This is a genomic window from Microbacterium atlanticum, from assembly GCF_015277815.1.
GTDB classification, from domain to species: Bacteria; Actinomycetota; Actinomycetes; order Actinomycetales; family Microbacteriaceae; genus Microbacterium; species Microbacterium atlanticum.
This window is the reverse complement of sequence record NZ_CP063813.1, coordinates 2,502,760-2,526,518: the sequence shown is the minus strand read 5'-3', so window position 1 is coordinate 2,526,518 and position 23,759 is coordinate 2,502,760. Positions and strand designations below refer to the sequence as shown.

19 protein-coding genes, 1 tRNA gene and 1 pseudogene are annotated in these 23,759 nt (G+C 71.2%); 15 read left to right on the top strand and 6 right to left on the bottom strand.

Annotation, left to right across the window (positions count from 1 at the left end; translation table 11 throughout):
* The first annotated feature begins 66 nt into the window (after positions 1–66).
* The 6 genes and pseudogenes from IR212_RS11540 to IR212_RS11515 all read left to right on the top strand — a co-directional run bounded on the left by IR212_RS11540 (position 67) and on the right by IR212_RS11515 (position 7,006).
* Positions 67–1,590 (top strand): malate:quinone oxidoreductase, encoded by a 1,524-nt coding sequence (locus tag IR212_RS11540; RefSeq protein WP_194396051.1) that lies wholly within the window; start codon positions 67–69, stop codon positions 1,588–1,590.
* A gap of 7 nt (positions 1,591–1,597) precedes the next feature.
* Entirely contained in the window at positions 1,598–2,035 is a 438-nt protein-coding gene (locus IR212_RS11535) for a pyrimidine dimer DNA glycosylase/endonuclease V (RefSeq protein ID WP_194396050.1), read from the top strand.
* 9 nt (positions 2,036–2,044) lie between these two features.
* A complete protein-coding gene (locus IR212_RS11530; protein ID WP_228479289.1) occupies positions 2,045–4,066 on the top strand; it encodes a DUF2207 domain-containing protein in 2,022 nt (673 codons plus the stop codon).
* Between the two features lie 40 nt (positions 4,067–4,106).
* Positions 4,107–4,754, top strand: coding sequence for a thymidine kinase (locus IR212_RS11525; protein ID WP_194396049.1), 648 nt, complete (start codon positions 4,107–4,109; stop codon positions 4,752–4,754).
* A gap of 69 nt (positions 4,755–4,823) precedes the next feature.
* A pseudogene (locus tag IR212_RS11520) lies at positions 4,824–5,474 on the top strand (FadR/GntR family transcriptional regulator); the annotation flags it as partial.
* Positions 5,475–5,623: 149 nt separating this feature from the next.
* Positions 5,624–7,006, top strand: a complete 1,383-nt coding sequence (locus tag IR212_RS11515; protein ID WP_194396048.1) for an alpha-hydroxy acid oxidase — start codon at positions 5,624–5,626, stop codon at positions 7,004–7,006.
* An 87-nt stretch (positions 7,007–7,093) separates the two neighbouring features.
* Here IR212_RS11515 and IR212_RS11510 read toward each other — a convergent pair whose 3' ends face one another.
* The 5 genes from IR212_RS11510 to IR212_RS11490 all read right to left on the bottom strand — a co-directional run bounded on the left by IR212_RS11510 (position 7,094) and on the right by IR212_RS11490 (position 13,779).
* Positions 7,094–7,870, bottom strand: coding sequence for an HAD-IIB family hydrolase (locus tag IR212_RS11510; protein WP_194396047.1), 777 nt, complete (start codon positions 7,868–7,870; stop codon positions 7,094–7,096).
* A 53-nt stretch (positions 7,871–7,923) separates the two neighbouring features.
* A tRNA-Pro gene (locus tag IR212_RS11505) sits at positions 7,924–7,997 on the bottom strand.
* An 18-nt stretch (positions 7,998–8,015) separates the two neighbouring features.
* Complete coding sequence (locus IR212_RS11500; protein WP_194396046.1) at positions 8,016–9,896, bottom strand: hypothetical protein; 1,881 nt, start codon at positions 9,894–9,896, stop codon at positions 8,016–8,018.
* A 140-nt stretch (positions 9,897–10,036) separates the two neighbouring features.
* The gene (locus IR212_RS11495) at positions 10,037–10,969 is read right to left on the bottom strand and encodes a metallophosphoesterase (protein ID WP_194396045.1); all 933 of its coding nucleotides are present in this window, start codon (positions 10,967–10,969) and stop codon (positions 10,037–10,039) included.
* Entirely contained in the window at positions 10,969–13,779 is a 2,811-nt protein-coding gene (locus tag IR212_RS11490; protein ID WP_194396044.1) for a transglycosylase domain-containing protein, read from the bottom strand. Before IR212_RS11490 ends, IR212_RS11495 begins: the two co-directional genes overlap by 1 nt.
* A gap of 108 nt (positions 13,780–13,887) precedes the next feature.
* Here IR212_RS11490 and IR212_RS11485 point away from each other — a divergent pair, with 108 nt between their 5' ends.
* A complete protein-coding gene (locus tag IR212_RS11485) occupies positions 13,888–14,103 on the top strand; it encodes a Sp36 family protein (protein WP_194396043.1) in 216 nt (71 codons plus the stop codon).
* Positions 14,104–14,105: 2 nt separating this feature from the next.
* On the top strand, positions 14,106–14,573 hold the full coding sequence (locus tag IR212_RS11480) for a RidA family protein (protein ID WP_194396042.1): 468 nt from the start codon (positions 14,106–14,108) through the stop codon (positions 14,571–14,573).
* 68 nt (positions 14,574–14,641) lie between these two features.
* Here IR212_RS11480 and acs read toward each other — a convergent pair whose 3' ends face one another.
* Positions 14,642–16,636: an acetate--CoA ligase gene (gene acs, locus IR212_RS11475; RefSeq protein WP_194396041.1), complete on the bottom strand. Its 1,995-nt coding sequence runs from the start codon at positions 16,634–16,636 to the stop codon at positions 14,642–14,644.
* A 429-nt stretch (positions 16,637–17,065) separates the two neighbouring features.
* On the opposite strand from acs, the gene IR212_RS11470 reads away from it, so the two are divergent.
* The 7 genes from IR212_RS11470 to tmk all read left to right on the top strand — a co-directional run bounded on the left by IR212_RS11470 (position 17,066) and on the right by tmk (position 23,733).
* Positions 17,066–18,289 (top strand): TadA family conjugal transfer-associated ATPase, encoded by a 1,224-nt coding sequence (locus IR212_RS11470; protein ID WP_337907598.1) that lies wholly within the window; start codon positions 17,066–17,068, stop codon positions 18,287–18,289.
* The gene (locus IR212_RS11465; RefSeq protein ID WP_228479288.1) at positions 18,271–19,293 is read left to right on the top strand and encodes a type II secretion system F family protein; all 1,023 of its coding nucleotides are present in this window, start codon (positions 18,271–18,273) and stop codon (positions 19,291–19,293) included. The genes IR212_RS11470 and IR212_RS11465 overlap by 19 nt, the downstream gene beginning before the upstream one ends.
* A 72-nt stretch (positions 19,294–19,365) precedes the next feature.
* Entirely contained in the window at positions 19,366–19,593 is a 228-nt protein-coding gene (locus IR212_RS11460; RefSeq protein WP_194396040.1) for a DUF4244 domain-containing protein, read from the top strand.
* Complete coding sequence (locus IR212_RS11455; protein ID WP_194396039.1) at positions 19,593–19,925, top strand: TadE family type IV pilus minor pilin; 333 nt, start codon at positions 19,593–19,595, stop codon at positions 19,923–19,925. Before IR212_RS11460 ends, IR212_RS11455 begins: the two co-directional genes overlap by 1 nt.
* A 52-nt stretch (positions 19,926–19,977) precedes the next feature.
* Positions 19,978–20,295, top strand: coding sequence for an Rv3654c family TadE-like protein (locus IR212_RS11450; RefSeq protein WP_194396038.1), 318 nt, complete (start codon positions 19,978–19,980; stop codon positions 20,293–20,295).
* Between the two features lie 64 nt (positions 20,296–20,359).
* Positions 20,360–23,062: a type I DNA topoisomerase gene (gene topA, locus IR212_RS11445; RefSeq protein WP_194396037.1), complete on the top strand. Its 2,703-nt coding sequence runs from the start codon at positions 20,360–20,362 to the stop codon at positions 23,060–23,062.
* Positions 23,059–23,733, top strand: a complete 675-nt coding sequence (gene tmk, locus IR212_RS11440; protein ID WP_194396036.1) for a dTMP kinase — start codon at positions 23,059–23,061, stop codon at positions 23,731–23,733. The genes topA and tmk overlap by 4 nt, the downstream gene beginning before the upstream one ends.
* Positions 23,734–23,759 lie beyond the last annotated feature (26 nt).

Genomic DNA, 23,759 nt, shown 5'->3' with positions numbered 1-23,759 from the left:
CCGGATTTTCCGGCCGGGTCGTCGCCCCCGGCGAGGGGCGCTTTCGCGGCGAACTAGAATCGTCTGGTGACCGAAACGCCCTCCGACGCCCTCCCCAGCCCCGACGCCAGCGACCTCCCCACCGGAACGGTCGACGTCCTGCTGATCGGCGGCGGCATCATGAGCGCGACGCTGGGCACCCTGCTGCAGGAGGTGCAGCCCGACCTCAAGATCGCCCTCTTCGAGCGCCTCAGTGATGTCGCGCTGGAGAGCTCGAACGCCTGGAACAACGCCGGCACCGGTCACGCCGCCCTCTGCGAGCTGAACTACATGCCCGAGGGCAAGGACGGCACCGTCGACCCGGCCAAGGCGATCTCGATCAACGAGCAGTTCCAGCAGAGCCGTCAGCTCTGGTCTTCGCTGGTCGACGCGGGCGTGCTCGACGCCCCGTCCACCTTCATCAACTCCACCCCGCACATGACCTTCGTGCGGGGCGAGAAGGATGTCGCCTACCTGAAGAAGCGCTACGAGGCGCTCAAGGACGAGCCGCTGTTCGCGGGCATCGAGTACAGCGAGGACTCGCGCGTCATCAACCAGTGGGCGCCGCTGCTGATGCAGAAGCGTCGCAAGGGCGAGCCGTTCGCGGCCACCCGCGTTCCCGCCGGCACCGACGTCGACTTCGGCGCCCTCACCCGCCAGCTCATCGACCGGCTCGCCGAGAACGGTGCCGACGTCCGCACCAACACCGAGGTGCGCGGCCTGAAGCGACTGGATGACGGCTCGTGGCGCGTGAAGTACCGGCGCACCGTGGGACGCACCCCGGGCGAGATCCGCGCCAAGTTCGTGTTCGTGGGCGCGGGCGGCTGGGCGCTGAAGCTGCTGCAGCGCTCCGGCATCCCCGAGATCTCCGGCTACGGCGTGTTCCCCATCGGCGGCCAGTGGCTGAAGACCACCAACCCCGCCATCGTGTCCCAGCACAAGGCCAAGGTGTACTCGCAGGCATCGGTCGGAGCGCCGCCCATGTCGGTGCCGCACCTCGACACGCGCGTGGTGGACGGCGAGGCGTCCCTGCTCTTCGGGCCGTTCGCGACGTTCAGCCCCAAGTTCCTCAAGAACGGATCGATGCTCGACATCGTGACTCAGGTGCGTCCCGGCAATCTCGGACCCATGCTCAAGGTCGCCTGGGACAACCCCAGCCTGATCCGGTACCTCGTCGGCGAGCTGCTGAAGAACCATGCGAAGAAGGTCGACAGCCTGCGGGTCTTCATGCCCACTGCCAAGGACGAGGACTGGGAGCTGCTGCAGGCCGGCCAGCGTGCGCAGGTGATGAAGAAGGACCCCGAGAAGGGGGGCGTTCTGCAGTTCGGCACGGAGGTCGTCACCGGCGCGGACGGGACCATCGCCGGCCTTCTCGGCGCGTCGCCCGGCGCCTCGACGGCGGTCTCGATCATGCTCGGGCTGCTCAAGACCTGCTTCCCCGACCGCATCGCGTCGTGGGAGCCGCGCCTGCGCGAGCTCATCCCGAGCTACGGCGAGACGCTCAACGCGCGACCCGAGGCCGCGCGCGAGCTCCTCGACGAGACCGCGGAGGCGCTGGCCCTCACGGCGTGATCCTCCGATGAGGCTGTGGTCGCTGCGTCCGTCGATCCTCGACCGGACCGGACTGGTCGCGTGCTGGCGCGAAGGTCTGCTCGCGCAGAGGGTCCTCACCGGCACGACGGTGGGGTACAAGCGGCATCCGCAGCTGGAGCGGTTCCAGGCCGTCGCCGACCCGCTGGACGCGATCGGCCACTACCTCCTCGCGCTGCACGCGGAAGCGCTCGTGCGCGGTTACTCGTTCGACGGGACGAAGGTGATGCGGCCGGATGCTGCGAACCCCGGCATCCCGGTCACCACCGGTCAGCTCGCGTTCGAGTTGACCCATCTTCGCGCCAAGGCGGCGGTGCGGGACGCCTCGTGGCTACCCCGCCTTCCCGCGGTCGCGCTCCCGGCGCCGAGCTTCGTCGAGATGCCTGGCGGCATCCAGTCCTGGGAGCGCGGGGCGGTCGACCCCTAGGGTGGGGTCATGCCGGTGTCCGGACGCGCGTGGCGTCGCTGGGGGGTCGCCGTGGCATCCGTCGTCGCGCTGCTCGCGGCGGGCGGTGTCGCGCTGGCGACCAGCGACCGCGCGCCCGCTGCATTCTCGGCGCGCGGAGCGGAGCGGCCGCCGGTGATCGGGGCGCTGGTCGCGGCATCCGTCGACGACTTCTCGTTCGACTCGTTCGCCGCCGACTACTGGCTCGTCCGCGGCGCGGGCGACCGCAGCCGGCTGCTGACGACCGAGACCATCGTCGCCCGGTTCCCCGAGTTCGATCAGAACAAGGGGATCGTGCGTGCGCTTCCGGTGGTCGACAGCGGCATCGACCTCGGCACCGTCGTGCTGGGCGTCACGGGAGCGGACGGCGCCGCGATCCCGTGGTGGACCGAGCGGGACGGCGACTGGATCCACATCCTCACCGGCGACGACAGCTACGTCCACGGTGCGCAGACGTACGTCCTCACCTACGAGATGAGCGACGTCGTGCTGCGCTACGACGACACCGCGGCCGACGAGTTCTTCTGGGACACGGTGGGCACGGACCACGCCCAGCCGTTCGACGTCGTCGACGTCGACGTGCGGGTGGCGACGGATGCCGCGGCCGCCGTCCTCGACGGGCGCGTGTTCTGCTACACCGGCCCGGCCGGGTCCACCGACCGATGCGACATCGAGCGGGCGGACGCACCCGTGCCGCTGCCGGACGACGTCTCGTGGTGGGCCATGGCGTCCGGCTCGTCGGCGACCACCGCGGTCTCGTTCCGTGCCCGCGACGAGGGGCTCGGCCCTCATGAGAACGTGTCGGTCGCGATCGGCTTCGAGCGCGGCACCTTCGCCGCGCCCACCGCGCCGCCGCCTCCGCCGTACCCGTGGTGGCTGTGGATCCTCCCGCTGCTCGCCCTCGCGTCGGGCATCGGCGGCCTGACGTTCCTGCTGGTGGTCAGGGCGGCGGCCCGCCGCAACCCCGACCCGTCGCCGGTGATCGTGCAGTACACGCCGCCCACGGATGAGTCCCTGACTCTGTCGGCGGGCGTGCTCGGCGTGCTCGAGCGTGCGCTGGCCGCCCACGTCGTCGACCTCGCCGTCAAGGATGCGGTGGAGCTGCGTGCCACCGGCGACCGCCAGGTCGCCGACGATTTCGCGGTGGTGCTGCGTGACAGGGTCGGCCTGGATGCGGACGAGCGGCGGGTCGTCGACACCCTGTTCGGTCGCGCGGCCGAGCCCGGCGCCGAGGTCGACCTCGGTGCGTTCGCCGCGAAGCCTCCGGCGCGCGCGGTGAGCTATGTGCGACGCATCGACGAGTTCACGGTGCAGCGCGGCTACCGCAGCAAGCTCCCCGCGTGGATCGGACGGGTGCGGGGGTATGTCCAGATGTCGGGCATGCCGCTCGCCCTGCTGCTGATCTTCTTCGCCGACGGCGCCTTCGCCGTGCTCGCTCCGCTCGGGACGCTGGGTGACGTGATCTACGTCACGGCAGTGGGGAGCGCGTTCTTCGCATTCCTCGGACTGCCGTTCGTGTCGCTTCCGTCGTCGACCCTCACGCTGGCCGGCGGCATGCATCGCACCTACCTCGACGGCATCCGCGACTACCTGGCCCTCGCCGAGGAGGAGCGGTTGCGGGCCGCGCAGGCTCCGCAGACGGCCGACCTCGTGTCGTCGGGGAGGCGGCCTTACGGCGAGGCGCCGGGTGCGCCCGGGGCGGATGTCGTCAACCTGTACGAGCGGCTGCTGCCCTACGCCGTGCTGCTGGGCATGGAGCGGGAGTGGGTGCGGGTGGTGCGGGCGGCGGCGGGTACCGAAGCGGCGGCGCGGGTCGCGCTGTTCGACGCGGTCACCTCCCGCTCGCTGTCCGACGCGTCGTCGTCGATCGGCCGGCTCGCGGCCACCCCGGTGTCGAGGCCGGGATCCTGCTCGAGATCCTCGTCCGGCTCCGGCTGGTCCTCCTCGGGCGGCTCGTCGGGTGGCGGATCCTCCGGCGGCGGAGGAGGCGGCGGCGGGTTCGGCGGACGGTGAGCGCCCGGAAGGGCGACCGCGCACCGACTACGCTCGATCCGTGGCCAAGCTGTACTTCCGCTACGGGGCGATGAACTCCGGCAAGTCGACATCCCTTCTGCAGGCCGCGTACAACTACGAGGAGCGCGGCCAGCACGTCCTGCTGGCCAAGCCGGCGATCGACACGAAGGGCGCCGACCAGATCGACAGCCGGCTCGGCGTCAAGCGCACGGTCGACTTCCTGATCGCGCCCGACGCCGACCTGAGGGCGCTGTTCGCCGAGCATCGTGAGCGCGTGAAGCGGGATGCCGCCTCCGCCCTCGTGCCGGAGTCCGATGAGCACGAGGTCGACGTCGCCTGCCTCTTGATCGACGAGGCGCAGTTCCTCACGCGGGTGCAGGTGGACGACCTGCTGCGCATCGTCGTGCTGGATGGCGTGCCGGTGCTGGCGTTCGGCATCCGCACGGACTTCCAGACGCAGGCCTTCCCCGGCTCCGCTCGCCTGCTGGAGCTCGCCCACAGCCTGGAAGAGCTGAAGACGATCTGCCGATGCGGGCGCAAGGCGCTGTTCAACGCCCGCCTCGTCGGGGGGCGCTTCGTCTTCGACGGGGACCAGGTCGCGATCGACGAGCTCTCGGCCGATCGGGTCACGTACGAGTCGCTGTGCGCGGAGGACTACCTGCGTGCGTCCGGGGGGCGGCTGGAGTAGCCGGAGGGCACCCGGCTTGTCTGTGGTCGGACCACAAGGTATCGTGGTCAGACCACACCGTGCCCTTCAATGGGGAGGGCGCCGGATCCGACACCGACGAGGAGATCCGTGGCAGGCACCCCGATGTCACCGACGGCGATCGCCCCTGCGCGCGCGTGGCGCGTGGTCCTCGAGAAGATCGAGGCGGATCTGCTGGACGGCACGCTCCGGCCCGGCGACCGCCTCGCGCCCGAGCGGGAGCTCGCCTCGACGCTCGGGGTGGGCCGCTCTAGTGTGCGAGAAGCGCTGCGCGTGCTCGAGGTCATGGGACTCATCCGCACCGGCACCGGCTCCGGCCCGACCTCCGGCGCGATCATCATCGCGACGCCGCAGGGCGGCATGTCGGCGCTCCTGCGGCTCCAGGTCGCGGCGCAGGGGTTTCCCCTGGACGACGTCGTCGCCACGCGGCTCGCCCTCGAGTCGGCCGTCGTCGAGGCGCTCGCGACAGACGCTGCCCGCTCGACGGCCCCGGCGCGCTCTATCGTGGCGGCGATGGAGGCGGACGATCTCACGCCTCCCGAGTTCCTCGCCCTCGATGCGCAGCTGCACCTTGCGCTGGCCGAGGCATCGGGCAACGTCGTCATCGTGGCGATGATGGCGGGGCTGCGCACGGCGATCGAGTCGTACGTGCAGGCCGGCGCTGCCCGTATCCCCGACTGGAAGGGCACTGTGGAGCGTCTGCGCAGCGAGCACCGCGCGATCCTCGAGGCCGTCGAGGCGGGGAGGCCGTCCGCGCGCGCACGCTCGTGCGCGACCACATCACCGGCTACTACGCACAGGCGGGCCTCGCCCGCACCACCGACTGAGAACCGAGAACCGAAAGGGACCCCATGGTCACCCGCCAGCTTCCGCGCCCCGCCGAGCTGCTCGAACTCATGCAGTTCAAGAAGCCCGAGCTCAACGGCAAGAAGCGCCGCCTGGAGGCCGCGCTCACGATCAGCGACCTCCGCACGATCGCCAAGCGACGCACTCCCAGGGCCGCGTTCGACTACACCGACGGAGCGGCCGAGGGCGAGCTGTCGCTGTCGCGCGCCCGCCAGGCGTTCGAGGATGTCGAGTTCCACCCCGACATCCTCCGCCCGGCGGAGAACGTGGACATGTCCACGCAGATCCTCGGCGGTCCGTCGGCGCTTCCGTTCGGCATCGCGCCGACCGGCTTCACGCGGCTGATGCAGACGGAGGGCGAGATCGCCGGCGCCGGCGCGGCCGGTGCCGCCGGCATCCCCTTCACGCTCTCTACGCTCGGCACGACGTCGATCGAGGACGTGAAGAAGGCCAACCCGCACGGACGCAACTGGTTCCAGCTGTACGTGATGCGCGATCGCGAGATCTCGTACGGGCTCGCGCGTCGGGCCGCGGCGGCGGGCTTCGACACCCTCCAGTTCACGGTCGACACACCCGTCGCCGGGGCGCGCCTGCGCGACAAGCGCAACGGATTCTCAATCCCGCCGCAGCTCACGCTCGGCACGATCATCAACGCCATCCCGCGGCCGTGGTGGTGGATCGACTTCCTCACCACCCCGAAGCTCGAGTTCGCGTCGCTCTCGACCACCGGCGGCACCGTCGGCGAGCTGCTCAACTCCGCCATGGACCCGACGATCAGCTACGACGACCTCGCGATCATCCGTGACATCTGGCCCGGCAAGATCGTGGTCAAGGGGGTGCAGAACATCGAGGACTCCAAGCGCCTGATCGACGCCGGGGTCGACGGCATCATCCTCTCCAACCACGGCGGACGTCAGCTGGATCGCGCACCGATACCGTTCCGGCTGCTTCCCGAGGTGGTGCGGGAGGTCGGCAAGGATGCGACGGTCATGATCGACACCGGGATCATGAACGGGGCCGACATCGTCGCCTCGGTCGCGCTCGGCGCCAAGTTCACCCTGATCGGCCGCGCCTACCTGTACGGGCTGATGGCCGGCGGGCGCGAGGGCGTCGACCGCACCATCACGATCCTGCGCAGCGAGATCGAGCGCACGATGAAGCTGCTGGGGGTGTCGACGCTCGCGGAGCTCGAGCCGCGGCACGTCACCCAGCTCACGCGCTTGATGCCGCTCGCCGGTGCCCCGGCGGAGGCTGCGGGCGGGGGAGCACCGCGCGTGCGCGTCGGCTCGGGTGGATCTGCCCGGGCGGCGAAGAGCACGGCGGGCGGGAAGGCGGATGCCGACGCGTCGCGGCCCGTGACGGCGCCGGCGTCGCGGCCGAAGGCGTGACACCCAGACGACCCGCGGGCACGTGGTCGCCCACGCGGAGGCGCCCTCGCCGCGCGGCGGCCGGCATCCCTGCGCGGAGGGGGCGCCTCAGACGCGGACGGGAAGCGTCGGGATGAGGGTCTCGAGGTAGTCGGCGGTGTCCTCCCACCCTTCCACCGCGTGGCAGCGGACGCCCATCGCGAGCACCGGGTAGTCGTTGCCGTCGGGGTCGAGGCGGTCACCGACGAACAGCATGTCGTCGAGGGCGATGCCGGTCTGCTCGGAGAGCTGCCGCATGCCGTACGCCTTGTCGATGCCGCGCTCGGTGATGTCGACCGAGGTCGATCCGCCGGAGCGCACCTCGAGGTCGGGGAGCAGCGCCGCGACGGCTGCTCGGAGGGCGTTCTTCTTCTCGCCGCTCGGGTCCCAGGACATCTTCTCGGTCACGGGTGCCTGCTGCCCGAGGGCGGAGAACGTGATCTGCGAGCCGCGGTCCTCCAGGATGTCGCCCCAGGTCTCACTTTCCCAGAGGCCGAGGCGCCGCGCCTCGCCCTCGACCGCCGCGAGCGCGCGGGACTTCTGGTCGTCGGTCAGCGAGCGCCGGTAGACCGTGACGATGCCGTCGTCCGAGAGACGGTAGTACTGGGTGCCGCAGGTGGGCAGCAGGTGCAGACGGGATCGCGCCTCGGGAGAGGCATCCGGCAGTCGGTCGACCACCTGCGTGGTGAACTGCGCGAGCTGGCCCCCGGAGATGATCGCCACGTCGACGCGTTCGGCGAGCGCCACGAGGAGGTCGCCGATGCGGGGGTCGATGCGGCTCTTGCTCGGAGCGAGCGTGTCGTCGAGGTCGAAGGCGACGAGGCGGGGCGGGGCGCTGTCGGTCACAAGTCCGTCCTTTCGCGCGAGAGGCTCCGCCTTCCGGCGGAGCCTCTCTGCTGTCGGGGTGACAGGATTTGAACCTGCGGCCTCTTCGTCCCGAACGAAGCGCGCTACCAAGCTGCGCCACACCCCGTTTTGCAACCCTCCGAGTCTAACCGATGTCGAGCGGTGCTCCGAACCGCGAGCGGCGGCACGCCAGGACGGCGCCGCCGGCAGCCAGCAGCGCCACCGCGATCGCCCCGGGCGCGCGCAGGGCGTCCAGGTCGGCACCGGTCGCCGGCAGCTGCGGGGTGCGCGCAGCCGCTGCCGGCGTCGGCTGGATCACCCGCGTCGTCTCGTTCTCCACTCCGCAGACGCCCACATGGACCACCTCGCCGGCGGCGTCGAGCGCCCGCTCCTGCCAGTAGTACGTGCCGGCGGCCTCGACCGGCGGAGAGGTCACGGTGTGATCGCCGGGGTGGGTGACGACGACCTCCTCGCTCTGCCAGACGAGGTTCTCCTCGACGCACGTCTGCTCGACGGGAGTGCCTTCGACGGCGCGGTAGACCGCCGACGTGACGCGCAGTCCGTCAGCCGGGAGGGGATGTCCGACGTGGACGGTGTCGCTGAGGCGCTCGCCGGGCACGGCGACGGGCAGCGCGGTGGTGGTGATCGCCGGGACCATCGTCACCTGGCTGCGTACGCCGAACGCCTCGCTCCAGCGGTAGTCCGCGCCGGTACGGCCGGCCACCTCGGCGGTCTGGTCGGCGCCGGCGATGCTCCACACGGCCGTGTAGAAGCCCGGCTCGGACATCTCTTCGGGCGAGGTGACGCGGTACGCCCCGCTGGGTCCGGTGGCGGTGTCGCTGGTCAACGTGAGCGTCGCGACCGGCGCGGCATCCGGAGGTGAGTCGCCCGGCGCCGGCTCGGCGTCCGTCAGGTAGATCGATGCTCGGGCGGTGACCGGAAGATGCGAGCCGTCCTCCGCCCGCGGCCAGGTCCCTTCGTCGGCGTGGAACGTCACGTCGTCGACGAAGCTCCCGCCCCGAACGTAGCGATCGGCGACCTGCGTGGTGATCGTCGGGGCGAACGAGAGTGCGCGAGGCGCAGCATCCGCCCCGTTCACCTCGAAGGCGACGTCGCCGCCCGGGCCCGCGGTGTCCTGACCGCCCGGCGTCGTGAAGTGGCGCACGGCTGCTCCGACCGGGGCCGAGAACCGGCCCGTGCCGCTCACGGTGAACGGCCGCCCCTCGGCGGGCGGGGTGGCGATGATCGCAAGGTCCACACCCGGAACGACGCCGTCGCGGGTCGATGTGCCGCTGTCGGCGAAGACGGCGTTCACGAGCGACAGCGACCCCGTCGCCGAGGGGACGGTGGCCTCGACCCGCACGCTCCCGCCGCGCGGGTCGACGAGATCGGTTGTGAAGACCAACGACCCGATCGCCGCCGGCGGCGCGGTCGCGGCACGCGCTTCGTCGACGTACGCCAGCGCGAGCCGCTGCACGGCGGCACTGTGCTCCGGCGCGAGCGCCGACATGGTCCAGTGAATCGCACCCGCCAGCGAGTCTCCGGGATAACCGAAGGCGCCGAGGGTCTCATCCCAGTCCGCGATCGCCTTCACCGCCCACCCGACGGCCGCGGCCGTTACCGGGTCGTCGGTCTGGCCGTACTCGGTGACCAGGAGATTGATGCCCGCGAGCTGCTGCGGCGAGAGTCCGGCGGCGGTCGCGCTGACGCCGAGGTCGGTGGTGGGGCCGGTCGGAGCGGGGGCTCCGGGGGTGATGCAGTACGTGTGCACCCCCTCGACCAGCATCGATCCGTGCCAGCCATACCGCGAGACCGGCGCCCAGCTGCCGAAGCCGCTCCCCTGCGATGCGGCGTGGGCGGGCGCCGGGGCGAGCAGCGCCACCAGCAGATGCGCGATGAGGGACACGGTCACCGCGATGGCTGACACCACGGGTGGAAGGCCCCGCCGGCGGGCATGCAGCAGGCGCACCACCCGGGGCGGACGTGGGTCGTACATCACGGGGCGGGGCGGGGAGGTGATCGGCACCCCTCGATCCTGACCGCGGTGCGCCGGCCCGTAATCGCGGGAGAGTGAATCCGTGGACGGGCGAGCGGACTGCGCACCTGGGGAGGAGGCGACGCGCCCGCGACCCGCAACGGCCGACGGCCGGATCGCGCCGGCAGCCGTCAGGCGCGGGGAAGGAGGGTGATGAGCGACGCCTCGGGACGACAGGCGAAACGCACGGGCGCGTAGATGGAATGCCCGATCCCGGCGCTGACGTTCAGCGGTGCGGACCGGCCGGCGTGGGTCCACTCGCTCAAGCCGCGCGCCTGTCGGAGGGGGATGTCGCAGTTGGCGACGAGGGCCCCGATCCCCGGCACGCGCACCTGTCCGCCGTGCGTGTGCCCCGCGAACACCGCGTCCGCTCCGAGGTCGACGAAGTCGTCGAGCACCTTCCGGTACGGCGCATGCGTCACGCCGATCGTGAGGTCGAACGAACCCTGAGCGCGCAGATCGGAGACCAGCTCGGGCAGGACTTCCAGGCTGTCCCAGCCGCGATGCGCGTCACTGACACCGAAGGCCGCGATGCGCACCCCTCCGGCTTCCAGCGCCCCTGCCGCGTTGTTGAGGTCGAGCCAGCCCAGCTCATCGGCGAGGTAGCCGTCCAGGGCGTCTGTGTCCAGCGGCTCGGCCGTGTGCTTCACGCGGGACGGACCGGTGAAATAGCGGAGCGGGTTGCGCGGTGACGGCGCCGCGTGATCGTTGGACCCGTGGACGAAGACGCCCGGCACGCCCCGCAGCGGGTCGAACGCCGTCCGCAGCCCCCGCAGGCCCCCGGTGTGACCCATGTTGTCGCCCGTGTTGACCACGAGATCCGGCTGCAGTTCCGCGAGGGCCGCCATCCACTGCTGTTTGCGACGCTGCCACGGAGCCATGTGCGCGTCCGACACGTGCAGCACCCGGATCGGTCGCGCCCCGCCGGGGAGCACCGCGAGCTCATGGAACCGGACGGTGAACAGGTAGCGCTCGATGCCCACGCCCCACACCGCCGCGCCCACGCCGACCGCCCCCACCGTGCCGAGCGCGGTGAGGGCGGTGCGAGCCGGAGAGGACGGCACTATCCGTCGCCGTTGCCGTTGTTGCCACGGCCGCCGCCGCCGCAGTTCGCCGCGCTGTAGTCGACGGCGATGCCCGCGTTGCGGTTGACGACGGTGCCGGCGGCCGGATTCGTGCCGGCCGTGCGCGACTGGTCGCCGAGGGAGGCGTCCTGCGTGCAGTTGCCGTCGCTCACGTTGCCGAACCCGGCGCTGCGGAGCGCGCGCTTGGCGTCCTCCAGCGTGCGACCCGACACATCCGGAACGGCGATGCCCTGACCGTTGCTGGGGCTCAGCGTCACCGTCGTCCCGGCAGCGACGCGGCCGGCGCCCGGGTTCTGCGCGGCGACCAGACCCTCGGGCTGATCGGAGTCGACGGGGTCTCCGACGGCCACGCCGAACCCTGCGCCCTGGAGGATGCCGGTCGCCTCATCGATCGACCTGCCCACGACGTTCGGGAGATCGCGGAGCACCTGCTTGGTGAGCTCGGCCGAAGGGTTCGCGAACCGGTCACCGCCGTAGGCCTCGTTCGCAGCGCCCTGCACCCAGCGTGTGATGGCGTAGCGGATGTCGGACAGACGCCGGTCGTTGAACCAGGTCTTGAAGATGTCACCGCCGCCTTCGATGTTGCCCGCCCAGGTCGCCGTGGCGACCTTCGTGCTGGAGGTGATGAGCCAGGACTGGATCGACTCGTGCGTGCCGGTCTTGCCGATGAGCGGTACGCCGTCGCGCGGGTTGCCCTGCGCGCCGGTGCCGCCGTTCATGACGCCCTGCAGCGCATACGCGGCCGTGGCGGCGACCGCGGGGTCCAGCACCTGGCTGCACGCGCGCTCGGGCTTGGGCAGTTCGTTGCCGTCCGAGTCCGTCACGCGGTCGATCACCTGCGGCTGGCAGTACACGCCGTTGTTGGCGACCGTCGCATAGGCCTCGGCCATGGCGAGCGGTGAGACGGCATCGACGCCGATGACGGAGGTCAGGGTGCTCATGGCGATCTCGCCGCCCCGGCCGTTCAAGACGCCCATCTTCGTCGCGACCTTGCCGATGTCGCAGAGGTCCAGCTTCTCGGCCATGGCGAAGTAGCCGGTGTTGAGCGAGTCGCGGGTGAACTGCATCGGCGTGCCGGTGTAGCCGCGCTGACGGTTGAAGTTGTTCACGAGGGTGTTGGACTGGTTGACCCAATCGCCCTGGCAGGAGTTGGTCATCCGCTTGAAGACGCGGGACGAGCCGTTGAGGCTCTCGTTCACGGAGTGGCCCTTCTCGAGCCAGTCGATGAGCGTGAACAGCTTGAACGTCGACCCGGCATTGAAGCCGGTCGAGTTGCCGAACTGCTTGTCTCCGGCGAAGACGAGCGACGAGAAGTTGGGGTCGCCGGCCACGGCCGCGTCCTCGCTGAACGTCGTGTTCTGCGCCATCGCGAGGATCCGTCCGGTGGTCGCCTCCACGCTCACCGTGGTCGAGCCGAAGCGGCCCGGGATCCCGATGTCGGGGGAGATGGGCATCTCGATCGAGGTCGGCGCGTAGGTGGCGACGGCCTCTTCGGCCGGAGTCTGGATGCGGGGGTCGAGCGTGGTGTACACGTTCAGTCCACCGCGCTGCAGCGTCTCCTGCCGGTCCTCGGCCGTCTCGCCGAAGGCCGGGTCCTTGAGGATGACGTACTTCACGTACTGGCAGAAGTACGCGGCACGGCCGGCAGCGGCGCATCCGGTCTTGGGCGGGTTGATGGCCGGCGTGATCGGCCACGCGGCTGCCTCGACGAACTGCGCGCGCGTGATCTTGCCGTCCTCGAGCATGCGGTTGAGCACGTAGAGCTGGCGCACCTTCGTCGAGGTATACCCGTCCGCGGCGGCGAGCTTCTGCTCCTCGGTGATCTCACCCGAGGCGACCAGGTCGTCCAGCACGGTGAGGTTCGCGCCTTCGTCGATCACGCCGTCGGCCGCCTTGTTGAAGGTCGTGCCGTCAGAGCCGAAGATCGAGCCGCCGGGGCGGTCGATGCGGTAGTTGTTCGGGTTCTGCACCATGCCGGCGAGGGTGGCCGCCTGCGCGACGGTCAGGCTGGCGGCGTTGGTGCTGAAGTAGTAGCGGGCGGCGGCCTCGATGCCGTACGTGATCCCGCCGAAGTTGGCGATGTTCAGGTAGCCGAGCAGGATGTCGTTCTTGGAGTACTTCTGCTCCAGCGCGATGGCGTAGCGCATCTCCTGCAGCTTGCGGGTGTAGCCCTCGGTGCCCTCGGCGGTCGTGGCCTCGACCCAGCAGTTGCGCAGGGCGTCGTCGCGGCTCGTCTTGACCTTCGGTGCGCCGGTCTCGTCGAGGACGACCTCGCCGGCCTCGTCGGTCTCGTACTCGGTCTCGGCGTTCTGCTCGCACTTCTGGATGAGCACGTTCTTGACGTACTGCTGGCTGATCGACGAGCCGCCCTGCGTCTCGGAGGCGCCCTGGGCGTTGGACAGCAGCGCGCGGGTGGTGCCGATGAGGTCGATGCCGCCGTGCTGGTAGTAGCGGGGGTCCTCGCTGGACAGCAGCGCGTCGTACATGACGGGGGAGATCTGGTCGAACCCGACGGGCGTGCGGTCCTGCTCGAGGAACTGCGTCATCAGCACCGGCTGGCCCGAATTGGGGTCGGTGTAGTAGAAGTTGCTCGGGAGCATGAGCTTGTCGATCTCGAGGACGCTCGGAAGATTGTCGAACATCGTGATCGCGCGCTCTGCCGCGGTGCTCGTGATAGCGACCGCGGGAGTGACCGTCGCGGCGATGAGGACACCGGCTGCGGCACTCAGACCGACGAGGCCGGCGAGTCCGCCGAGCACACCGGTGGCCGTGCGTTTGGTATCAGGCATAGGCTTGATCGTAGGGGACATACCTGGGCGATTCCCTGACGGACGTGCGCCCGCGGAGATGTTTCCCAGCCTTCATCAGCCGTCACTTTCCCCGACCGAGGAGTCGCGATGACGACGTGGGAATACCTCACCACGCCCCTTCTGATCCACAACACCGCCGCGATCCTCAACAACTGGGGCAAGCAGGGCTGGGAGCTCGTGCAGGTGGTGCCGGGACCGGAGGGGGGCCTCGTGGCCTACTTCAAGCGTCCCTCCGGCGGCGGGCAGCAGAACGCCGGGCTGGATGCCGCCGCCCAGGCCGCCAGGCAGTTCGAGGGGGCGTGAGCATGGCCGTCAGCGATCGTCTCGCCGAGCTCGGCATCGACCTGCCGGACGTCGTTCCCCCCGTGGCGGCTTATGTGCCCGCGAAGGCATACGGCGATCTCGTCTTCACCGCCGGGCAGCTGCCGATGATCTCCGGAGCGCTCCCGGCGAACGGGAAGGTGGGCGAGGGCCACGGGCTCGTGCCCGCCTCGGACGCCAAGGACTACGCGCGTCAGAGCGCCCTCAATGCGATCGCCGCCGCCGCGGCGGCCGTGGGCGGGGTCGACCGCCTCACCGGGGTCGTGAAGGTGACGGGGTTCGTGGCATCCGTTCCCGAGTTCACCGGCCAGCCCGGCGTCATCAACGGCGCGAGCGAGGTCCTCGGCGAGATCTTCGGCGAGGCCGGCAGGCACGCCCGCTCCGCGGTGGGCGTTCCGGTGCTGCCGCTGGATGCGCCGGTCGAGGTCGAGGTCGTCTTCTCGTACGCCTGACCTGCTCGCGAGCCGCGAGGACGGAGAGCGGATGCCGCAGCCCCGCGCGGCGGCATCCGCTCTCGTACCTACCGCACCTGCGCCGAGATCACCGACATGACGGCGGTGTCGGCGAGCGTCGTGGTGTCGCCGACCTCGCGCCCCTCCGCCACGTCGCGCAGGAGGCGCCGCATGATCTTGCCCGAGCGCGTCTTGGGAAGCTCGCCGACGATGTAGACGTCGCGCGGGCGGGCGATCGGACCGATCTGCTCGCCGACCCACCCCCGAAGGCTCTGCGCGAGACCGTCGGGCGAGTGCTCGGCGAGGTAGGACTGCTTGATGATCACGAACGCCACGACCGCCTGACCGGTCGTCTCGTCCGACGCGCCCACCACGGCCGCCTCGGCGACGGCCTCGTTGCCGACCAGCGCTGATTCGATCTCGGTCGTCGACAGGCGGTGGCCCGACACGTTCATGACGTCGTCGACGCGGCCGAGGAGCCACACGTCGCCATCGTCGTCCAGACGCGCACCGTCACCGGCGAAGTAGTAGCCCTGCGCCCGGAACTTCTCCCAGTAGGTCTCGACGAAGCGCTCCGGGTCGCCCCAGATGCCGCGCAGCATCGACGGCCACGGCTCGGTCACGACCAGCAGCCCGCCGTTCCCGTTGCCGACGTGCGAGCCGTCCTCGTCGACGACATCGATCGAGATCCCCGGCAGCGGTACCTGAGCCGAGCCCGGCTTGGTCTCGGTCACCCCGGGTAGCGCGGAGATCATGATGGAGCCGGTCTCGGTCTGCCACCACGTGTCGACGATGGGCGCGGTCTTGCCGCCGATGATCTTGCGGTACCACATCCACGCTTCGGGGTTGATGGGCTCGCCGACGGATCCGAGCAGACGCAGCGACGAGAGGTCGAACTGCTTGGGTATCGCGCGCCCCAGCTTCATGAAGGAGCGGATCGCGGTCGGCGCCGTGTACAGCACCGTGACGCCGTACTTCTGAACGATCTCCCACCAGCGCCCCGGGTGCGGGGTGTCGGGGGTGCCCTCGTACAGCACCTGCGTCGCGCCGTTCGCGAGGGGACCGTACGTGACGTAGCTGTGGCCGGTGACCCATCCGATGTCGGCGGTGCACCAGTACACGTCCGTCTCGGGGTGGATGTCGTGCACCACCTTGTGGGTGAAGGCCGACTGCGTGAGGTACCCGCCGGAGGTGTGGAGGATGCCCTTCGGCTTGCCGGTCGTGCCCGAGGTGTAGAGGATGAAGAGCGGGTTCTCGGCGGGGAACGCCTGCGCCTGGTGCTCGGCCGACGCGGCCGGCACGGCCTCGTGCCACCACAGGTCGCGGCCCTCGGTCCAGTCGACGTCGTTCTGGCCGCGCTTGACGACCAGCACATGCTCGACGGTCTCCTGCGCGCCTGCGCCACGGTCGCCGAGCGCCAGGTCGACGGCCGGCTTCAGGGGAGACACCTTGCCCTTGCGGTAGCCGCCGTCGGCCGTGATGACGAGCTTGGCGCCGGCGTCGTCGATGCGGGCGCGGAGGCTGTCGGCGGAGAACCCGCCGAAGACCACGGAGTGGATGGCGCCGATGCGGGCGACGGCCAGCATGGCGGCGATCGCCTCGGGGATCATCGGCATGTAGATGGCGACACGGTCGCCGGCGCCGATGCCGAGCCCCTCCAGCACGTTGGCGAGCCGCTTGACCTCGTCGGTGAGCTCGGCGTAGGTGACGCGGCGCTCATCGCCGGGCTCACCCTCCCACAGCAGCGCGACGCGCTCGCCGTTGCCGGCCTCGACGTGGCGGTCCAGGCAGTTGTAGGCCACGTTCAGCTCGCCGTCGTCGAACCACTTCGCGAACGGCGGGTTCGACCAGTCGAGCACCCGCGTGAACGGCGTGTGCCAGTGCAGGTCGCGGGCCTGCTCCGCCCAGAAGCCGAGCCGGTCGGCCTTCGCCCGCTCGTAGAGGGCAGCGGTCGCGATGGCGTTGTCGGCGAACTCCGGGCTCGGGCGGAAGCGCCGATCCTCGTTCAGCAGATGGTCGATCTGGCTGCTGGGGGCGTGGGTGACCGGGATCTGTTCGCTCATGGGAGCGCGCTCCTTTGCGGGCTTGAGGGAGGCCGACGGGGTGCCGGCGAGTCTGCCAGGAAATGTACCGACGCCGATCCCGGCCGACCACCCCCGATAGTAGGTGGCGGCCGCCGGAGGTCGCCGACCGATATATCGGTGAGAATCCTCTCCTTTTCGTTTGGTCGCCGCCCAGGCCTCGCCTATGCTGACCGGTGGCCGAACATTCGATTCTGGCATTGCGGCGCCCGACGTCACCCCCCGAAAGTGCGGGCCCGCGCACGGCGGCATCCCATTCCCCCCATGGGATGCCGCCCTCATTTTCGGGGCTGAACCGGGGCGTCCCGCGACGGTCCGACGGTTCCTCCCCACCGGGCCGCCGGGCACCGTCGTCCACCGATGTCGTGCCCTGGTCCCGCTCACGCCCGGCGTCTGCCTACGGTCGACGGCATGTCAGCTTCCTTCGTGGTCCGTCCCCGCCGCGCGGCAGCGGCGGTGCCGGGAAAATCCACGGATGCCGCGTCCAGGCCGGTCCCGCCCGCGTCATCGGCAGCTCCCCGCGTGCCGGTGCCGTTCTCGCACGAGCGGGCGCCGGAGGCTGCCGCCGCGGTCCCGGCCGCGAGCGCGTGGGTCCCGGAGCGGCGCCGGAGCGCTGAGCATGCCGGCCCGTCCCGAGCAGCAACGCCCTCGCCGGACGTCGCCCGCCCGGCAGCCGAAGAGCCGTGTGCGCAGTGGCACCCGGCGCTGACGCCCTTCGCGGCCTGCCTCGCAGATCCGCAGGTCACCGACATCTTCGTCAACGGAGCGGCGGGGATGTTCGTCGACCGAGGAGCGGGGGCCGTCGCCGCGCGCGGCTGGCATGCCACGGAAGAAGAGGTGCGCACCCTCGCGGTCGACCTCATCGGCGCCGGCGGACGCCACCTCGACGATGCGGCGCCGTGCGTCGATGTGCGCCTGGACGGCGGCGTCCGTGTGCACGCGGTGCTGCCTCCGGTCGCCCCGGAGGGCACGATGATCTCGATCCGCGTGCCGCGGATCGGACGCCCGACGCTCGACGCGCTGGAGGGTGCCGGCATGTTCGCACCGCCGGTCCGGCGGCGCCTGGAGCAGGCCATCGCCCACCGGGTGAACCTGCTGGTCACCGGAGCGGCGGGCGCAGGGAAGACGACGCTGCTCGCGGCGCTTCTGGCCGAGACCCCCGCGCACGAGCGGATCGTCACCATCGAGGACGTCGCCGAGCTGCGCATCGCTCACCCGCACCATGTCCGGCTCGAGGCCAGGCAGCCGAACATCGAGGGAAGCGGAGCCATCGGGCTGGCGCGGCTGGTGCGCGAAGCACTGCGCATGCGTCCGGACCGCCTCGTCGTGGGGGAGTGCCGGGGCGAGGAGGTGCGCGAGCTGCTGTCGGCGCTGAACACCGGCCACGACGGCGGCGCGGGCACCGTCCACGCCAACAGCCTCGGCGATGTGCCGGCGCGCCTCGAGGCGCTCGGCGCCCTGGCCGGGCTCGACGACCAGGCACTGGCGCGGCAGACCGCCAGTGCGATCGGTCTCATCGTCCACGTCGAGCGCGACGCCGACGGCAAGCGCCGCATCGCCGGGGCGGGCCGCCCGGTCGTCGACTCGGCGGGGCGGTTGGGCATCGAGGAGCAGGCATGGGACGCGGACGGATGACGAGCACGCGACCGTGGGGACGTCGTGCGCGTCCTGCGCGCGCGGGCCGGAGTGGCACGGACGGGGGTCGCGAGGCCGGCCCGGACGCGGCTGCGGCGGCGGAGACGGTGCTGCAGCTGGCCGTGCTGCTGCAGGCCGGCCTCGCGCCCGCCGGGGCGTGGGCGCACCTGGCCCGCACCGGCGATCGGGCGGCCGCCCACGTCGTTGCGGCGCATCGCGACGGTGCGCCCCTCCCCGACGCCATCGCGGGGATCGGTCCCTCGGTGTGGTCCGAGATCGCGGCGGCGTACAAGGTGGCCTCGGTCGTCGGGGCGCCGCTGGCCGAATCGCTCCGCGGGATCGCCGTCGCGCTGCGCGACGCCCACGAGGCGGCCGACGATGTCCGCGTCGCGCTCGCCGAGCCTGCCGGCACGGCGCGTCTCATGGCCTGGCTGCCGCTCGTGGCCGTCGGCCTCGGCGGCCTGCTGGGCTTCGACATGGTCGGCGCCCTGCTGACCGATCCGCTCGGCATCGCGAGCCTCGTCACGGGGGCGGTGCTGCTCGTGCTCGCCCGACGATGGACGGGACGGCTGGTCGCCCGTGCGCGCGCCGGCGGCGATCTTCCCGGGCTCGACGCCGAACTCGTCGCGATCGCCTTGAGCGGCGGCGTGTCGATCGACCGGGCACAGTCGGTCGTGCGGGACGCCCGGCGCACCGGCCGGGACGATGCCGACGCAGCGGCGGCCGCCGGTGCGGGTGCCGGCGGACGACCTCAAGCCGCGTCGGCGGAGGTGACGCGGATGCTGGCGCTGTCGCGTGCGGCGGGCGTGCCGGCTGTCGAGCTCCTGCGCGCATCCGCTGCCCACGCCCGCCACCGCGCGCGCATCGACGGCCGCCTCCGGGCGGCGCGCCTGTCGTCGCGGCTCCTGATCCCGCTCGGCGTCTGCATCCTTCCCGCGTTCCTGCTGCTGGGTGTCGCGCCCATGCTGCTCAGCGTCATGTCCACGATGTCGCTCACGCTGTGAGCCGATGCCCGGCCAGCCGGGCGGCCCTCCTTCCGACCATGCCCGCACCACCGACAACGAACGGAGAACCCTATGTTCACCTCCCGCACCACGCCCGCCCTGCCGCGCCTCACCACGCGCCGGGCCGAGCGGCTGTTCCTGCCTCGCGACGCGGATGACACCGGCGCCGCGACAGCGGAGTACGCCATCGCCACCATGGCGGCTGTCGCCTTCGCGGGGCTGCTGGTCGTCATCATGCGCTCGGACGAGGTCCGCGGCATCCTCACCGATCTCGTGCGGCGAGCGCTGACGGTCGCCTGATGCGACGGCGGCACGGCGACGACCGGGGATCGGTCGCAGCCGAGTTCGCGGTCGCCCTTCCTGCCGTGGTCATCGTGCTCCTCGTAGGCGTCGGGGCGCTCGCGGCGTCCTCGAGGCAGGTGCGGCTGCAGGATGCGGTGGCGGATGCCGCGCGCCTGAGCGCGCGCGGCGAGTCCGCGTCGCGGGCACACGAGGCGGTCGGGGCAGCGGTTGCCGGGGCCTCGGTCGAGGTGGCGTCGCGAGGGGACCTGGTCTGCGTGGCGGCCTCCGCTCCCGCGCTGCTGGGTCTTCGCGTCACGGCCGAAGGATGTGCGCTGGCGGGCGGGCTGTGACCGGCCCGCACGTCGCGCGTCCGGGTCGGCGGCGTCCTGCCGGCGGCGGCTGATGGCCGGGACCCTCGCGGCCGCGGCTCTCGTGGCCGGCGCCGCCCTGCTGACCGGTGGCCTTGCGACGGTCGGCGCGGCGTCGGTCGCGGGGCAGCGCCTCGCCGCCGCGGCCGACGGCGGAGCACTCGCCGCCGCCGACGCCGCCTCCGGGGCCGTGCCCGGCGCGCCGTGCGAGCGGGCGGCCGAGGTGGTCGGCAGTTTCGGGGCGGTGCTGGAGACCTGCGCCGTGGACGAGCTCGTCGCGACGGTCTCGGTCTCGCTCCGGGTGGGACCGCTCACGGCGCACGCGGCCGCGCGAGCGGGGCCGCCGCCCTGACGACTCACAGCGCCCGCACCGGGAAGCGGCGTGTATGGTTTGCGTCGAAGAAAGGACGCCCCCGTTGGCAGAAGGCAAGAAGCTCGTCATCGTCGAGTCACCGACGAAGATGAGGTCGATCCAGGGCTACCTCGGAGACGGTTACGAGGTGCTCAGCTCGGTCGGCCACATCCGCGATCTCGCGGACAAGAGGGACATCCCCGCAGAGAAGAAGCAGGCGTACGGGAAGTACTCGATCGACATCGACAACGGCTTCGACCCTTACTACGTCGAGAGCGAGCGCGGCAAGAAGACGGTCGCCGAGCTCAAGCGCGCGCTGAAGGGGGCGGACGAGCTCCTGCTCGCCACCGATGAGGACCGCGAGGGCGAGGCCATCGCGTGGCACCTGCTGCAGACCCTCAAGCCCAAGGTGCCGGTCAAGCGCATGGTGTTCCACGAGATCACCAAGGACGCGATCCAGGCCGCCGTCGGCAACACGCGCGAGCTGGACCTCGCGCTCGTCGACGCGCAGGAGACCCGTCGCATCCTCGATCGCCTGTACGGCTGGGACGTCAGCCCCGTGCTCTGGTACAAGGTGCAGCAGGGGACGTCCGCCGGGCGGGTCCAGTCGGCAGCGACCCGCCTCGTCGTCGACCGCGAGCGCGAGCGCATGGCCTTCGTGTCGGCGTCCTACTGGGACATCGAGGCGCTCGCCGCACCGAACCGCCCGCAGGGGATCGACGAGGCCTTCTCCGCCCGTCTTGCCCGCGTCGACGGCGCGGTGCTGGCCCGCGGCACCGACTTCGACGACCGCGGCGAGCTGAAGAAGGCCGTCCTCGTCCTCGACGAGGCGCAGGTGCGTGACCTCGCCGCGGCGATCGAGGCCGCGGGCGAGGCATCCGTCACCGCCCTGGAGTCCAAGCCGGGAACCCGCAGCCCCAAGCCCCCCTTCACGACCTCCACGCTCCAGCAGGAGGCCGGCCGCAAGCTCTCGATGAGCGCCAAGCACGCCATGGGCGTCGCGCAGCGTCTTTACGAGAAGGGGTACATCACCTATATGCGCACCGACTCGACGGCGCTGTCGACGCAGGCCGTGCAGGCCGCCCGCGAGCAGGCGGTCGCGCTGTACGGCGCGGCGGCCGTGCCGCTGAACCCGCGCACGTACCGCAACAACAGCAAGAACGCGCAGGAGGCGCACGAGGCCATCCGCCCCTCGGGGGACGTCTTCCGCACGCCGGCCGAGGTGTCCGCCCAGCTCGACCGCGACGAGCTGCGGCTGTACGACCTCATCTGGAAGCGCACGATGGCCAGCCAGATGTCGGACGCCAAGTACGAGACCACCACCGTGACCCTCGCGGTCGCGGCCGGTGCGCGTCGCGCCGAGTTCACGGCATCCGGCACCGTGTACACCTTCAAGGGGTTCCTCGAGGCGTACGAGGAGGGCAGGGACGAGAAGCGCAGCGACGCCGACAAGTCCGACGACCAGTCGCTGCCGGCCATGGCGGTGGGTGACGTGCTGCGGCTTCGGGACGTGGAGCCGAAGGGCCACGCGACCAGCCCCAAGCCCCGCTACACCGAGGCGAGCCTCGTCAAGGCGCTCGAGGAGAAGGGGATCGGCCGCCCCTCGACCTTCGCCAGCATCATCGACGTGATCCTCAATCGCGGCTACGTCACCAAGCGGGGGCAGGCCCTCATCCCGAGCTGGCTGGCGTTCAGCGTCGTCCGACTGCTCGAGCAGCACTTCGCGGACCTCGTCGACTACGACTTCACGGCCGCCCTCGAAGACGATCTCGATGCGATCGCGCGCGGCGAGCAGAAGCGCCAGGACTGGCTGAGGGAGTTCTACTTCGGCTCGGACGAGCACGTTGGCCTGCGCAACATCGTCGACAACCTCGGCGAGATCGACGCCCGCGCACTGAACTCCACGCCGATCGGCGAGGTCGCCACGCTGAGGTTCGGCAAGTACGGCCCGTACCTGGAGGTGCCCGACAAAGAGAATCCGGATGCCGAGCCCCGCCGGGTCAACATCCCCGAGGATCTCGCACCCGACGAGCTGACCCCCGCGAAGGCGCAGGAGCTCATCGACGCTCCCGTCGCCGGCGACCGCGTGCTGGGGGAGAACCCGGCCACCGGGAAGCTCGTCGTGGTCAAGGACGGACGCTTCGGTCCGTACGTGCAGGAGACCGACCCGCCCGCACTCGAAGAGGTCGACGAGCAGACGGGGGAGGTCGTGGCGGCAGAGCCGGAGCCGGCGCCGAAAAAGCGCGGTGCGAAGAAGGAGGCGGCTCCCAAGCCGCGCACGGCATCGCTGTTCAAGTCGATGTCGGTCGACACCATCGACCTCGACACGGCGCTCAAGCTCCTCGATCTGCCGCGCGTGGTCGGCGCCGACCCCGAGACCGGCGCCGAGATCACCGCCCAGAACGGGCGCTACGGTCCCTACCTGAAGAAGGGCACCGACTCGCGCACCCTGCAGAACGAGCAGCAGATCTTCGACATCACGCTGGAAGAGGCGCTCGCCGTCTACGCCCAGCCCAAGTACGGCGCCCGCGGCGCCAGCTCGGCGCTGAAGGAGTTCGAGAACGACCCGACCAGCGGCAAGCCCATCAAGCTGAAGGACGGCCGTTTCGGCCCCTACGTCACCGACGGCGAGACGAACGCGACGATCCCGCGCGGCGAGGACGCGATGGAGATCACGTTCGAACGCGCCGTGCAGCTTCTCGCCGACAAGCGTGCCAAGGGTCCGGCACGTCGGACTGCGACGCGCAAGACCGCGGCGAAGAAGTGAGGGCCGAGCACGCGGACGCACCGTCCGCGCCTCCGGTCGCGGGCGGGCCGGGGAGAGGTCTCTTCGTCACGTTCGAGGGGGGCGACGGCGTCGGCAAGACCACGCAGGCGGCGCTCCTGGAGGAGTGGCTCACCCAGCAGGGCCGCACCGTCGTCCGCACCCGCGAGCCGGGCGGCACCGAGGTGGGCGTGCTGATCCGCGACATCGTGCTCCACCACCGCGGCGAGGTGTCCCCGCGCGCCGAGGCCCTGCTGTACGCGGCGGACCGCGCCCATCACATCGACACCCTTGTGCGGCCCGCTCTCGCGCGCGGGGAGATCGTCATCCAGGACCGCTACCTCGACTCATCGGTCGCGTACCAGGGCGCCGGCCGGGTGCTCGGCAGCGACGAGGTGCGCCGGCTGTCGCTGTGGGCCACACAGGGACTCCTGCCCGACGTGACGGTGCTCCTCGACCTCGACCCCGCGGCCGCGCGGACGCGCCTGGACGCCGACGACAAGCCGTTCGACCGGCTGGAGGCCGAGAAGGAGCACTTCCACGCGCGGGTGCGCGACGAGTTCCTCAGCTTGGCCGCGGCCGAACCGGTGCGGTACCTCGTGCTCGACGCCGCGCGCCCGCCGGCCGAGCTCGCGGCCGCCGTGCGCGGTCGCGTCGAGCCGCTGCTGGCATGACGGCCCGGTCGGCCGTCGCGTCCCGC